At 72.7% G+C, this 13,154-nt stretch carries 12 protein-coding genes; 11 read left to right on the top strand and 1 reads right to left on the bottom strand.

The window, feature by feature from the left end; genetic code table 11:
* The first annotated feature begins 127 nt into the window (after positions 1-127).
* The 7 genes from BKA00_RS37795 (at position 128) to BKA00_RS37765 (ending at position 8,369) form a co-directional block, all read left to right on the top strand.
* Positions 128-1,288, top strand: coding sequence for a steroid 3-ketoacyl-CoA thiolase (locus BKA00_RS37795; RefSeq protein ID WP_185033338.1), 1,161 nt, complete (start codon positions 128-130; stop codon positions 1,286-1,288).
* 109 nt (positions 1,289-1,397) lie between these two features.
* Positions 1,398-2,387 (top strand): MBL fold metallo-hydrolase, encoded by a 990-nt coding sequence (locus tag BKA00_RS37790; protein WP_185033328.1) that lies wholly within the window; start codon positions 1,398-1,400, stop codon positions 2,385-2,387.
* 216 nt (positions 2,388-2,603) lie between these two features.
* Positions 2,604-3,875, top strand: coding sequence for a cytochrome P450 (locus BKA00_RS37785; protein ID WP_185033326.1), 1,272 nt, complete (start codon positions 2,604-2,606; stop codon positions 3,873-3,875).
* Positions 3,876-3,911: 36 nt separating this feature from the next.
* Positions 3,912-5,147, top strand: coding sequence for a cytochrome P450 (locus BKA00_RS37780; RefSeq protein WP_185033323.1), 1,236 nt, complete (start codon positions 3,912-3,914; stop codon positions 5,145-5,147).
* Between the two features lie 28 nt (positions 5,148-5,175).
* Complete coding sequence (locus tag BKA00_RS37775) at positions 5,176-6,459, top strand: glycosyltransferase family 4 protein (protein WP_185033321.1); 1,284 nt, start codon at positions 5,176-5,178, stop codon at positions 6,457-6,459.
* Positions 6,460-6,502: 43 nt separating this feature from the next.
* Positions 6,503-7,264: a class I SAM-dependent methyltransferase gene (locus BKA00_RS37770; protein ID WP_185035361.1), complete on the top strand. Its 762-nt coding sequence runs from the start codon at positions 6,503-6,505 to the stop codon at positions 7,262-7,264.
* The gene (locus BKA00_RS37765) at positions 7,254-8,369 is read left to right on the top strand and encodes a glycoside hydrolase family 15 protein (RefSeq protein ID WP_185033319.1); all 1,116 of its coding nucleotides are present in this window, start codon (positions 7,254-7,256) and stop codon (positions 8,367-8,369) included. Before BKA00_RS37770 ends, BKA00_RS37765 begins: the two co-directional genes overlap by 11 nt.
* 37 nt (positions 8,370-8,406) lie before the next feature.
* Here BKA00_RS37765 and BKA00_RS37760 read toward each other — a convergent pair whose 3' ends face one another.
* Positions 8,407-9,063 (bottom strand): class I SAM-dependent methyltransferase, encoded by a 657-nt coding sequence (locus BKA00_RS37760; RefSeq protein ID WP_185035359.1) that lies wholly within the window; start codon positions 9,061-9,063, stop codon positions 8,407-8,409.
* A 237-nt stretch (positions 9,064-9,300) separates the two neighbouring features.
* Between BKA00_RS37760 and BKA00_RS37755 the strand changes: the two genes are divergently transcribed.
* The 4 genes from BKA00_RS37755 to BKA00_RS37740 all read left to right on the top strand — a co-directional run bounded on the left by BKA00_RS37755 (position 9,301) and on the right by BKA00_RS37740 (position 12,976).
* Positions 9,301-9,492 (top strand): ferredoxin, encoded by a 192-nt coding sequence (locus BKA00_RS37755; RefSeq protein ID WP_185033317.1) that lies wholly within the window; start codon positions 9,301-9,303, stop codon positions 9,490-9,492.
* A 75-nt stretch (positions 9,493-9,567) separates the two neighbouring features.
* Entirely contained in the window at positions 9,568-10,656 is a 1,089-nt protein-coding gene (locus BKA00_RS37750) for a Zn-dependent alcohol dehydrogenase (RefSeq protein WP_185033315.1), read from the top strand.
* Positions 10,657-10,781: 125 nt separating this feature from the next.
* Positions 10,782-12,638, top strand: a complete 1,857-nt coding sequence (locus tag BKA00_RS37745) for an endonuclease/exonuclease/phosphatase (protein WP_230298750.1) — start codon at positions 10,782-10,784, stop codon at positions 12,636-12,638.
* Between the two features lie 152 nt (positions 12,639-12,790).
* On the top strand, positions 12,791-12,976 hold the full coding sequence (locus BKA00_RS37740; RefSeq protein WP_185033313.1) for a hypothetical protein: 186 nt from the start codon (positions 12,791-12,793) through the stop codon (positions 12,974-12,976).
* The last annotated feature ends 178 nt before the right edge of the window (positions 12,977-13,154 follow it).

The following is a 13,154-nucleotide window of genomic DNA, read 5'->3' as shown; positions in this document are numbered from 1 at the left end:
CGCGGCCGACACCCCTGCCGGGCGGCGAGGGACGCGGCTCCGGATCCCTCTCACCGGGACCGGCCTTCCCCGACAAAGTTAGAACACGTTACAGTCAAAGGCGAATCGTGTTCTAGAAGGAGACCGCATGGGTACCCCGGTGATCGTCGAGGCGGTGCGCACGCCGCTCGGCAAGCGTGGCGGCTGGCTCGCGGGCCTGAAGCCGATGGCCGTCCTCGCGCACGCCCTGAACGCCGCCGTCGAGCGCTCCGGCATCGACGCCGCCGAGGTGGAGCAGGTCTTCGCGGGCTGCGTCACGCAGGCCGGCGAGCAGGGCGGGCACGTCGGCCGCTACTCCTGGCTGTACGCCGGTCTGCCATGGCAGGCGGGCGTCACCACCATCGACGCCCAGTGCGGCTCCTCCCAGCAGGGCGTCCACCTGGCCGCGTCCCAGATCGCCGCCGGGGTCGTGGACGTCGCAATCGGCTGCGGCGTCGAGGTGATGAGCCGCGCCCCGCTCGGCAGCAACGTCATGCCCGCCAACCCGCGGCCCGACGACTGGTCGCTCGACATGCCGAACCAGTTCGAGGCCGCCGAGCGGATCGCCGCCCGGCGCGGCATCACCCGGGCCGACCTCGACGCGTTCGGCGCCCGCTCCCAGCAGCTCGCCGCCAAGGCCTGGGCGGACGGCCGCTTCGACCGCGAGATCGCCCCGATCACCGCGCCCGTCCTGGACGCCGAGGGCGCCGTCACCGGCGAGACCCGCGAGGTCACCCGCGACCAGGGCCTGCGCGAGACGACCGCCGACGGGCTCGCCCGGCTCAGGCCGGTCCTCGGCCCCGACGCCCTCCACACGGCGGGCACCTCGTCCCAGATCTCCGACGGCGCCGCCGCCGTCCTGCTGATGTCGGAGGACAAGGCCCGGGCCCTCGGCCTGCGCCCGCGCGCCCGCATCCGCACGCAGGCCCTCGTCGGCGGCGAGCCGTACTACCACCTCGACGGTCCCGTGCAGTCGACCGAGCGGGTCCTGCGGCGCTCCGGCATGGCCATGGGCGACATCGACATCACCGAGATCAACGAGGCGTTCGCGTCGATCGTGCTGTCCTGGGCGTCGGTCCACAAGCCGGACATGGACCGGGTCAACGTCAACGGCGGCGCCATCGCCCTCGGCCACCCCGTGGGCGCCACCGGCGCGCGGCTGATCACCACCGCGCTGCACGAGCTGGAGCGCCGCGACGCCGGGACCGCCCTGGTCACGATGTGCGCGGGCGGCGCCCTGTCCACCGCCACGATCCTCGAAAGGATCTGACCGGCAGGCATCCCGGAGGGCGGGACAGGGCAGGACAGTGCAGGAACTCGGGGCCCCGGTCGCAGCGGCCGGGGCCTTCGGACCATGACAGGCGCGAAAGGCGGTCTCGGTGCAGCCGGAACCTGAGGACCTCGGCGGCGGGCTGTGGAGCGTCCCCGTCCCGATCCCGAACAACCCCCTGTCGTACACGCTGGTGTACGCGGTGGAGAGCTCGCGGGGCCCCGTCCTGATCGACGCGGGCTGGCAGCACGAGGACGCCTGGACGGCCCTGCGCGACGGGCTCGGCACGTTCGGTATCGACGTCGCCGACGTCTACGGCGTGGTCGTCACGCACTTCCACCCCGACCACGCGGGCCTCGCCGGGCGCGTCCGGGAGACGTCCGGCGCCTGGATCGCCATGCACCACTCCGACGCCGGGATCGTCCGGCTGTTCAACGAGGTCGGCCAGGGCGGCCGCCGCTCGTTCGAGCTGACCGCGCTGCGCCGCGCCGGCGCGGCCGAGTCGGACCTGACCGGGCCGGCCCAGCAGACCCGGGTCTCGCCGCCCGCGATCCCGGACCGCGAGCTGTCCGACGGCGACCTCGTGGACGTCCCCGGGCGCCGGCTCCAGGCCGTCTGGACCCCCGGGCACACGCCCGGCCACATCTGCCTGCACCTGGAGGACGGCGACCGCATCTTCACCGGCGACCACGTCCTGCCGCGCATCACCCCGCACATCGGCCTCTACCCCTACGACACCCCGGACGTGGACCCGCTGAGCGACTTCCTCGGCTCGCTCGACAAGGTGTCGGCCATGACCGTGGGCGAGGTCCTGCCCGCCCACCAGCACCGCTTCCGCGGCCTCGGGGACCGCGCCCGCGAGATCATCGCCCACCACGAGGAGCGGCTCGCGGAGGTGGCGGCGCTGCTGTCGTCCAGCCCCATCACGCTGTGGGACCTCACCGCCGGCCTCACCTGGCGCCACCCGTGGGACGAGATGGCGCAGCAGGCGCGCCGCATGGCCGCCGCCGAGGCCGCCGCCCACCTGCGCACCCTGGAGACCCGCGGCGTGGCCCGCCGCGACGGCGCCGACGACCCCCTCCGGTACGCCCTGCGCTGACGTCGCCGATCCACCGCCGGTGTCGTCAGGGGGCGTTAGCGCGATCTGGGGCTGTGACCCTCCTTCCGGGGTGCGACGCAGATCACTCTCACGGGCGGGACTCTTGATGAGACTGGAGTCTCATGTTAGAACCTGTTCTAGGTATTTGCGCCAGGCAGGCGTTCACTGCGGCCTGCTCGCCTCGTGTGGTCTCCACCCCGGCACGAAGGATCTTCCATGGCACTCGCGACGTCCCCCGTCTCCGCCGCCCGGGCCTTCCGGGCACCCGAGATCGACATCATCGATCCGGGCGTCTACGAGCGCGGGGGGATCCCGCACCGCCAGTTCCAGTGGCTGCGCGACAACGACCCCGTCCACTGGCACCAGGACCCGAACGACGGGGTGCCGGGCTTCTGGGCCATCACGCGGCACGAGGACGTGGTGTCGGTGTCGCGGCGCGCCGACCCGTACTCCTCGCACGAGCGCACCTCGATGTTCGAGGAGTTCTCCAGCGACGACATCGCCATGTACGGGCAGATGATGCTCTTCCAGGACCCGCCGGACCACACCCGGCTGCGCTCCATGGTCAACAAGGGCTTCACCCCCCGGATGATCGGGCGGCTGGAGGAGCACATCCGCAAGATCTGCAACGAGCTGATCGACGAGGCGGCGCCGCTCGGCGAGTGCGACTTCGTCGAGCGGTTCGCCGCGCCGCTGCCGCTGTACACGATCTGCGAGCTGCTCGGCGCCCCGATGGAGGACCGGGAGAAGATCTTCCACTGGTCGAACAAGCTCGTCGCGTTCAACGACCCCGAGTTCATCGGGGGACGCGAGGAGTCGACCCTGTGCGCCGCCGAATTCGCCGAGTGGGGCGGGCGGCTCGCCGCCGCGCGCGAGTCCACGCCGCGCGACGACATCGTGACCAAGCTGCTGACGCCCGACGCCGACGGCAACCGGATCAGCCTGGAGGAGTTCCAGCTGTTCGTGATCATGCTGTCGATCGCGGGGAACGAGACCACCCGGACCGCCACCGCGGGCGGCATGATCGCTTTCTTCGAGCGGCCGGACCAGTGGGCCCGGCTGCGGGAGGACCGGAGCCTGCTGCCGACGGCGGTCGAGGAGATCGTCCGCTGGGTCAGCCCGATCAACCAGTTCCGCCGGACGGCGCTGGTCGACACCGAGATCGGCGGCAAGCAGATCAAGGCCGGCGACAAGGTCGTGATGTTCTACGGCTCCGCGAACCGCGACGAGCGCGCCTTCGACAACCCGTTCGCCTTCGACGTGGCGCGCGACCCGAACCCCCACATCGGCTTCGGCGGCGGCGGCCCGCACTACTGCCTCGGCACGCACCTCGCGCGCATGAACCTGCGGATCATCTTCGAGACGATCCTGGAGCGCATGCCCGACATCCGGCTCGCCGGGGAGCCGCGCCGCTTGCGGTCCAACTTCGTCAACGGCTACAAGGAGATTCCGGTGCGTTTCGCGCCATCGGCCCCACTGGGAGGTTGACGGCGCCCATCACTCCGGACGAGGAGGTTCGAGGCGATGACCACCACCCCCGACATCGAACTGGTCGACCCCGGCGCGTACGAGCACAGCGGCGTCCCGCACGGGCAGCTGGCATGGCTGCGCGAGCACGAGCCGGTGTACCGCCACCACGGCGACCCGGCCCTCGGCCACCCGCCGTTCTGGGCGGTCACCCGGCACGAGGACGTCGTGCACGTCTCGCGGCACCCGGAGCTCTTCTCGTCCTGGCAGCGGCTGGCGCTGTTCCACGAGACGCCGGAGGACCAGCTCGTCCTCCAGCGGATGATGATGCTCAACCAGGACCCGCCGGAGCACTCGCGCAAGCGGAGCATCGTCAACCGGGGCTTCACCCCGCGCGCGATCGGCGCCCTGGAGCAGCACATCCGGGACATCTGCCGGCGCCTGGTGGCCGAGACCGCCGGGCGCGGGCAGGAGGCCGACTTCGTCCGCGACCTGGCGGCGCCGCTGCCGCTGTACGTGATCTGCGAGCTGCTCGGCGCCCCGCCCGAGGACCGGGAGAAGATCTTCCACTGGTCGAACACGCTGATCGGCGGGGACGACCCGGACTTCCAGCGGACGCCGGAGGAGGGTCAGCGGGCGGCGACCGAGCTGTACGCCTACGCCAACGAGCTGGCGGCGGCCCGGAGGGAGAACCCGCGCGAGGACATCGTCACCCGGCTGCTCCAGCCGGACGCCGACGGCGAGGTGCTGACCGGGGACGAGTTCGAGCTGTTCGTGCTGCTGCTGTCGGTCGCCGGGAACGAGACGACCCGCAACGCGGCCTCCGGCGGCATGCTCGCGCTCCTGGAGCACCCGGAGCAGTGGGAGCGGATGAAGGCCGACCCGTCGCTGGCCCGGACGGCTGCGGACGAGATCGTCCGCTGGGTCACCCCGGTCAACATGTTCCGGCGCACCGCCGTCCGGGACACCGAGATCGGCGGCCGGGCGATCGCCGAGGGCGACAAGGTCGTGGTGTTCTACTCCTCGGCCAACCGCGACGGGGCGGTGTTCGACGACCCGTACCGCTTCGACGTGGGACGGGACCCGAACCCCCATCTGGGCTTCGGCGGCGGCGGCCCGCACTTCTGCCTGGGCTCCCATCTCGCCCGGCTCGAGCTGAGTGTGCTCTTCGAAACACTCTTGGACACCATGCCCAATATTGAACTCAACGGTAACGTTCGCAGGCTAAGGTCTAGTTTCATCAACGGCGTAAAGGAGATGCCGGTACGGGTGCGTCCGGCGTCCCTCGACTGACGGGAGTGGTGCGTGGGCAGGGGATGGCGTGGGTGAGGCAGGCGGGACCGACGGTCCGCTGCGGGTGGCCCTGCTCTCGTACCGCAGCAAGCCGCACTGCGGCGGCCAGGGCGTCTACCTCCGGCACCTGACCCGGGAGCTGGTCGACCTCGGGCACGCCGTGGAGGTCGTCTCCGGCCAGCCGTACCCGGAGCTCGACCGCGAGGAGATCACCCTCACCAAGCTGCCGAGCCTGGACCTGTACCGGGACGAGGACCCGTTCCGCACCCCGGCCCTCGGCGAGTTCCGCGACTGGCTGGACGTCCTGGAGTTCGCGCACATGAAGACCGGCGGCTTCCCCGAGCCGCTGACCTTCAGCCTGCGCGCGCTGCGGCTGCTGCGGGAGCGCCGACGCGACTTCGACGTCGTGCACGACAACCAGGTCCTCGGCGTCGGCAACCTCGGCATCTCCCGGGTGGGGCTGCCGCTGGTGACGAGCATCCACCACCCGATCAGCGTCGACCGGCGGATCGAGATCGAGGCCGCCCGCGGCCTCAAGCAGAAGCTCGGCAAGCGCCGCTGGTACGGGTTCGTCGGGATGCAGTCGCAGGTGTCGCGGCGCATCGGGCCGGTACTGACGGTGTCGGAGTCCTCCAAGGTCGACATCGTCAAGGACTTCAGGGTCGACCCGCGCGACATCGACATCCTCCCGCTCGGCGTCGACACCCGGATCTTCCACCCGCGCGGCGAGCGCGTCCCCGGCCGGATCGTGGCGATGGCCAGCGCGGACGCGCCGATCAAGGGCGTGGACGTGCTGCTGCGCGCGGTCGCCAAGCTCGCGACCGAGCGCGACGTCCACGTGATCGTGGTCAGCCGGCCGCAGAAGGACGGCCCGACCGAGCGGCTCGTGCGCGAGCTCGCGCTGGGCGAGCGGGTCAAGTTCGTCAGCGGCATCAGCGACGCCGAGCTGGGCGAGCTGCTGGCGTCCGCGGAGACCGCCGTCGTGCCGTCGCGCTACGAGGGGTTCTCGCTGCCGGCCGTGGAGCACATGGCGTCCGGGACGCCGCTGGTGGCGAGCCGCGCCGGCGCCCTGCCCGAGGTCGTGGGCGACGCCGGGATCCTGGTCGCGCCGGGTGACGTGGAGGAACTGGCCGCGACCCTGCACCGCCTGCACGACTCCCCCGAGGAGCGTGCGCGGGTGGGAGCCGCCGGCCTCGCACGCGTCCAGGAGCGGTTCGCCTGGCCCGCCGTGGCGCAGGCCACCGTGGAGCACTACCGGGCCGCCATCACCCAGCAGAACTACCGGCGCCTAGCCGCGCGCAAGGGCAAGTGAGGGAACGTCCAGCGGACGCCCTCTGATCGGAAGGAGCACGACCCTGCTGACCGTGGATTTCCAGCGGTTCCGCGTCTCCCCCGGAGACCGCGTCCTCGACATGGGATGCGGCGCCGGACGGCACGCCTTCGAGCTGTACCGACGGGGTGCGCACGTCGTGGCCTTCGACCAGGACGCCGGTGAGCTTTCCGGCGTGGACAAGATGTTCGGGGCGATGCGCCTCGAAGGCCAGGTGCCCGAGGACGCGACCGCCGAGACCGTGCAGGGCGACGCGCTGGACCTGCCGTTCCCCGACGACCACTTCGACGCGATCGTCGCGTCGGAGGTGCTGGAGCACATCCCCGACGACATGCGGGCGATGCGCGAGCTGCTGCGCGTCCTCAAGCCGGGCGGCAGGCTCGCGGTGACGGTGCCGAGCTGGCTGCCCGAGCGGGTCTGCTGGGCCCTGTCGGAGGACTACCACACCGCCCCCGGCGGGCACGTGCGGATCTACACCCGCGCGGAGCTGGAGGCCAAGCTGAAGTCGGTCGGCTTCCGGGTCGGCGGCCACCACCACGCGCACGGGCTGCACGCCCCCTACTGGTGGATCAAGTGCGCGGTGGGGGTGGACAACGACGGCAACCCGCTCGCCAAGGCCTACCACCAGATCCTCGTCTGGGACATCATGAAGCGGCCGCTCGCCACCCGGCTGGCCGAGCGCGTCATGAACCCGCTGATCGGCAAGAGCGTCGTCGTCTACTTCGCCAAGCCCGCCGCGCCGGACGCGCCGGCGGCCCCGGCCAAGGAGACGGTGGATGCGGTCTGAGACCGCCCCGCCCTCGGTTCCCGGAGTCCTGACCGCCGACGACGTCCTCGCCACGGCGCGGAGCATCGCCGCGCAGCAGGAGGCCTCCGGCGCGATCCCGTGGTTCTCGCCGACGCACGGGGTTCCCGGCCACGTGGACGCCTGGAACCACGTCGAGGCGGCGATGGCGCTGTCGGTCGCCGGGCTCGGCGCCGAGGCCAGGCGGGCCTACGAGTGGCTGCGCGGCGTCCAGCGCCCGGACGGGTCGTGGCCCGCGAAATGGGTGCTGGGCGAGGTCACCGAGCCGGGCGGGGAGTCCAACCACGCCGCCTACGTCGCGGTCGGCGTCTGGCACGAGCTGCTGACGACCGGGGACGAGGACTTCGCCCGGCGCATGTGGCCGGCGGTCCGGCGGGCGATCGACTTCACGCTCGGGCTGCAGACCGGGCGCGGCGAGATCATCTGGATCCGGCACGAGAGCGGCGAGCCGTCCGACCACGCGCTGCTGACCGGCTGCTCGTCGATCTACCAGTCGCTGCGCTGCGCGGTCGCGCTGGCCGAGCGGCTCGGCGAGCACCAGCCGGACTGGGAGCTCGCCGCCGACCAGCTCGGGCACGTGGTGGCCGCGCATCCGGAGGCGTTCGCCGACAAGAGCCGCTGGTCGATGGACTGGTACTACCCGGTGCTCGGCGGTCCCGTGCGCGGCGCCGACGCGGCGCGCCGCTTCGACGAGGCCTGGGACACCTTCGTCGTGCCGGGTCTCGGCTGCCGCTGCGTCTCGGACCAGCCGTGGGTGACGGCGGCGGAGAGCTGCGAGCTGGTGCTGGCGCTGGACGCCTCGGGCGACCGCGACCGGGCGCTGGAGCTGTTCACCACCGTCCAGCACCTGCGGCACGAGGACGGCTCGTACTGGACGGGCTGGCAGTTCGAGAACGAGCGGCACTTCCCCGGGGACCGTTCCACCTACACGGCGGCGGCGGTGATCCTGGCGGCGGACGCGCTGGCGGACGCCTCCCCCGGCTCCCGGCTCTTCAAGGAGATCGCGGGACGGCCGCTCGGGCCGTCCGAGGCGTCCGACCCGCTGGCGTGCGGCTGCGCGCTCGTCGCGGCCGCCAACCGCGCCTGACCGGGCTCCCCCGGTCAGGCGCGCCGGCTCGGGCCGGTCAGGCGGGCGAGAGCGGGTCGGCGTCGTTGACGCGTTCCAGGACGCGCAGCGAGCCCTCCGCCCGGCGCTCCTCGAAGACGCCGCTCGCGAGCGCCCGCAGGTAGAGGTCGTAGGGCGGCCGCCCGCCGTCCCGCGGGTCGGGGAAGACGTCGTGGATCACCAGGGCCCCGCCGACCGCGACGTGCGGCGTCCAGCCCTCGTAGTCCCCCTGCGCGTGCTCCTCGGCGTGGCCTCCGTCGATGAACAGCAGCGCCAGCGGCGTCCGCCAGAACGCCGAGACGGTGCGGGACTGCCCCACGATCGCGACGACCTCGTCCTCCAGCCCGGCGGCGGCCATCGTCTTGCGGAACTTGGGCAGGGTGTCCATCCGGCCGGTGCTCGGGTCGACCAGGGACGGGTCGTGGTGCTCCCAGCCCGCCTGGTTCTCCTCCGAGCCGTGGTGGTGGTCGACGGTGACCAGGACGGTCCCCGCCGCCCTGGCGGCGGCCCCCAGGTACACGGCGGACTTGCCGCAGTAGGTGCCGACCTCCAGCATGGGCCCGGTGCCGGCCAGGCGGCCGCCGTAGTCCAGCCCCGTCTCGTACAGCGCGAGGCCCTCGCCGTCCGGCATGAAGCCCCTGGCGCCGCGCGCGGAGCGCAGCAGTTCGGCGGGCATCGGCGTCGCCGCCGGCGGTGCGCCTTCGCTGGTCGTCCCCGGTCCGGTGGACGCCTTGGTGTGGGTCATGATCTCCTCCGTCCGGGCACCATATCCGACATCGCCGGGATGAGACGCGAGTCTCACGCGGAGTCTTGCCGCAGCAGACTGGAACGTGTTCTACTTTCGAGGCGAGCCACCCGTTTCCGAACGTTATTCGGTAGGTTGACGGGTGAGTCCCCCGAACGGAGCAGAGCGATGAGAGTACGAGTCGACCCTCTGGTGTGCGAGGCGAACGCCGTGTGCGTCGGGCTCGCCCCCGAGGTCTTCGACCTCAACGACGATGACGAGCTGCAGATCCTGCGGCCGGACGTCCCGCCCGAGGAGCAGGACCGCGTCCGCCACGCGGTTCGGTCGTGCCCGAAGGCCGCGCTGGCGCTGGAGGAGTAGCCGGACGGCTGCCCCCGGTCCCCGTTCACCCACCCCAAGACCCCCGGCAACAGCTCAGGCACAGTGGAGGCAGCCATGGCACGCGCCGCGGTACTGCATGCGGTCGGCGACAAGGAACTCGACCTGCGCGACGACGTCTCGACGATCGATCCGGGTCCCGACCAGGTGAAGGTCAAGATCAAGGCGACCGGGGTCTGCCACTCGGACCTGTCCACCATGACCGGCGTGCTGCCGTCGGCGATGCCGACGGTCATCGGCCACGAGGGCGCGGGGGTCGTGGCGGAGGTCGGCGACCGGGTGACCGGCGTCCGGCCGGGCGACCACGTCGTCGTCAACTGGACGCCCGACTGCGGCGAGTGCCCCGAGTGCCTGCGCGGCGAGCCGTACCTGTGCATGACCTACCTCGCGCAGTCGTTCTCCGAGCCCGGCTTCACGCTCGGCGACGGCAGCCCCGCGTTCGGCATGGCGGGCACCGGCACCTGGGCGGAGGAGATCGTGCTCCCCCGGCGCGGCGTCATCAAGATCGCCGAGGACATCCCGTTCGAGTACGCGGCCCTGCTCGGCTGCGGCATCCCGACCGGCGTCGGCGCCGTCGTCAACACGGCGAAGGTGACGCCGGGCTCCACGGTGGCGGTGGTCGGCGCCGGCGGCGTCGGGCTCTCCGTCATCCAGGGCGCCAGGATCGCGGGCGCGTCGACCATCCTGGCGATCGACCCGAACGAGACCAAGCACCCCATCGCCAAGCGGTTCGGCGCGACCCACACCGCCACGCTGGACGACCTGGAGCAGACCAAGGGCCTCCTCACCGGCGGCGCGGGCTTCGACTACACCTTCGAGGTCGTCGGCAAGTCCGCGGCGATCGCCACGGCGTGGAACACGACCCGGCGCGGCGGCGACGTCATCGTGGTGGGCGCGGGGGCCGCCGACGACCACTGGAGCCAGACCGCGTTCGCGCTGCTGTTCGACGGCAAGAGCCTGAAGCCGTCCCTCTACGGCGGCTGCGACCTCAAGCGCGACATCCCGATGTTCGTCGACCTGTGGCGCGCCGGGAAGCTCGACATCGACAGCCTCATCACCCGCCGGATCGGCTTCGAGGACCTCAACGACGCCGTCCGCGCCCTCACCAACGGCGAAGTCATCCGCCAGGTAGTCGTATTCGACTGATCCCCTGAGACTGCGGCGTGCCGTCCCGCAACCGCGCCCATCCGGGACGGCACGCCGCATGGTCGCGGACGCGTATCATCCTTGTCTGTTCGGGTCGGGCGGCGAGTCGTCATGGAGCGCGGTTGGTGCACGGTCTGCGGAGGCTCCCGGCCACGGCGGCGATCACGGCGGTGCTCCTCGGGCCCCTTGCCCAGGGGCCGGTGGCGCACGCCGCCCCGCGAGCCGTCCGCATTCACGACATCCAGGGCGCGGCGCACATCTCGCCGCTGAACGGCGCCGCGGTCGCCCGGGTTCCGGGCGTCGTGACGGCGCTGACCTCCAACGGCTTCTGGATGCAGGACCCGCGTCCCGACAGGAGCGCCGCGACGTCCGAGGGCGTCTTCGTCTTCACCCGGAACCGCCCGCAGGCGGCGGTCGGCGACGCGGTCCGGGTCGACGGCCGGGTCAGCGAGTTCCGGCCCGACGGGGGCGCGTCCGGCGGGCTCACCCGGACCGAGATCGACGCCACCGCGACCACGGTCGACGCGCACGGGACGCGGCCGCCGCCCGCCCTCGTGCTCGGCGCCGGCGGGCTCAGGCCGCCGGGCGTGATCGACCACGGGCTGGGGAACGTGGAGCGCGGCGGCGCCTTCGACCCCCGCCGCGACGCCCTGGACTTCTACGAGGCCCTCGAAGGCATGCGGATCGAGCTGCGCGACGCCGTCGCGGCCGGGCCCTCCCGCTACGGCGAGCTGCCCGTGCTGCCCGGCGGCGGCGCCGGCACCGGGCCGCGGACGGCGCGCGGCGGCATCCTGCTGCGCGACGGCGACGCCAACCCCGAGCGCGTCATCCTCGACGACGCGCTCGCCCCGCTGCCCGCCATGGACGTCGGCGACCGGCTGCCCGGCGCGAACGCCGGGGTCCTCGACTACTCCTACGCCGACTACAAGCTGCTGCTCACCGCGACCCCGCGGCGCGCCGCCGGCGGGCTCGCGCGCGAGGCGACCCGGGCGCAGCGCCCCGGCGAGCTCGCCGTCGCCACCGCCGGGCTGGGCGGGCTCAGCCCCGACGCCCCGCCCGCGCGCTTCGACGCCGCGGCGCGCGACATCGTGGAGGGCCTGCGCTCCCCCGACCTCCTCGCGGTCAGCGGCCTCGGCGACAACAGCGGCGCCGGCGACGACGGCACCGTCGCCGACGACCAGAGCGTCGCGCAGCTGGTCACGGCGATCAGCGCGGCGGGCGGCCCCGCCTACGACTGGCGCTCGATCGACCCGCGCGACAACGCCGACGGCGGGCGCAAGGGGGCCAACGAGCGGGTCGGGTTCCTGTTCCGCACCGACCGCGGGCTCTCGTTCGTCGACCGCCCGTCGCTGGCCGACCCCGTCCCCGACGCCCCGCCCGCACGGCCCGATCCGGCCGTCACGCCGGTCAGGGCCGTCCCGCGCGGCGGCGCGGCGGGGCTCACGCTGAGCCCCGGCCGGATCGCGCCCGGCGACGCCGCGTGGGCCGGCGCCCGCAAGCCGATCGCCGGGGAGGTGACCTGGCGGGGCCGCCGCATCATCGTCGTCGCGAACCAGTGGTTCCCCCGCACCGCCGACGACCAGCCGCTGTTCGGGCGCCGCCAGCCGCCCTCCCAGCCCACCCAGTGGCGCCGGGACGCGCAGGCCCGCGTGGTCGCGGGCTTCGTGAACTCCGTCCGGAAGGTGGACGCCCGGGCCCGCGTGATCGTGGCGGGCGACCTCGGCGACCGCGGGACCTCCGCCCCGGTCCGCACCCTCGCCCAGGGCGCGGGTCTCGCAGACCTGCCCGCCGAGCTGCCCGCGGGCGACCGCTACACGGCGGTGACCGGCGGCAACGCCGAGGACCTCGACCACATCCTGCTGAGCCCGGCGCTGCGCGCGAACCGGCACGAGTTCGACGTGGTGCACCGCGGCGCGGAGTTCGCCGACCGCGCCGGGGACCGCGACCCCACGGTCGTCCGCATCGCGGTGACCGGCCGGTAGCGCCCGCGGGCCGGGCGGCCGATAGCGTCCCCGGATTTGGGAGATGCCGAAAGTAGCGTCACGGTTAGGTCCGAATCACCTCCGGGTTTTTCTCCTGACCGGCGGGGCAGCGTCCGATCGGCACAACCCCCCACCGGGAGGAGACGCCTTCCATGGCGACCCGATATCGGCCGCACATCAGCCTGCTCGGCCTCATCTACCTGATCATCGGCGTGTTCATCGCCTGGGACCGCGGCTACATCGACGAGGGCCTGGTCGAGAAGATCGTCAGCGCGGTGCTGGCCGTCTTCCTCTGGATCCTCGTCCTGCTCGGCGTGGACTTCCATATCAACTTCTGAGTCTCGCGTCCCCCCGAACCGGGCACGGGCCGTCCCTCCTCCCCCGCGGAGGGACGGCCCGCGTCCTTGCCCGCGTCCTTGCCCGTGTCCTCGCCGACAGGTGCCCATCGCCACCCGGTCATAGACGACAAGTGCCGCAAAGGTTACTTTCCGCTCATGACGAAAAAAGACTGCAGTT

The sequence above is a fragment of the Actinomadura coerulea genome, from assembly GCF_014208105.1.
Taxonomy (GTDB): Bacteria; Actinomycetota; Actinomycetes; order Streptosporangiales; family Streptosporangiaceae; genus Spirillospora; species Spirillospora coerulea.
This window is presented reverse-complemented; position numbering and strand designations above follow the sequence as displayed.

What these genes read in the sequence shown, in the direction of transcription:
- BKA00_RS37755 (WP_185033317.1), top strand. Translation starts at nt 9,301, where the DNA reads ATGAGAGTACGAGTCGACCCTCTGGTGTGCGAGGCGAACGCCGTGTGC.
- BKA00_RS37795 (WP_185033338.1), top strand. Translation starts at nt 128, where the DNA reads ATGGGTACCCCGGTGATCGTCGAGGCGGTGCGCACGCCGCTCGGCAAG.
- BKA00_RS37780 (WP_185033323.1), top strand. Translation starts at nt 3,912, where the DNA reads ATGACCACCACCCCCGACATCGAACTGGTCGACCCCGGCGCGTACGAG.
- BKA00_RS37740 (WP_185033313.1), top strand. Translation starts at nt 12,791, where the DNA reads ATGGCGACCCGATATCGGCCGCACATCAGCCTGCTCGGCCTCATCTAC.
- BKA00_RS37785 (WP_185033326.1), top strand. Translation starts at nt 2,604, where the DNA reads ATGGCACTCGCGACGTCCCCCGTCTCCGCCGCCCGGGCCTTCCGGGCA.
- BKA00_RS37760 (WP_185035359.1), bottom strand. Translation starts at nt 9,063, where the DNA reads ATGCCCGCCGAACTGCTGCGCTCCGCGCGCGGCGCCAGGGGCTTCATG.
- BKA00_RS37750 (WP_185033315.1), top strand. Translation starts at nt 9,568, where the DNA reads ATGGCACGCGCCGCGGTACTGCATGCGGTCGGCGACAAGGAACTCGAC.
- BKA00_RS37765 (WP_185033319.1), top strand. Translation starts at nt 7,254, where the DNA reads ATGCGGTCTGAGACCGCCCCGCCCTCGGTTCCCGGAGTCCTGACCGCC.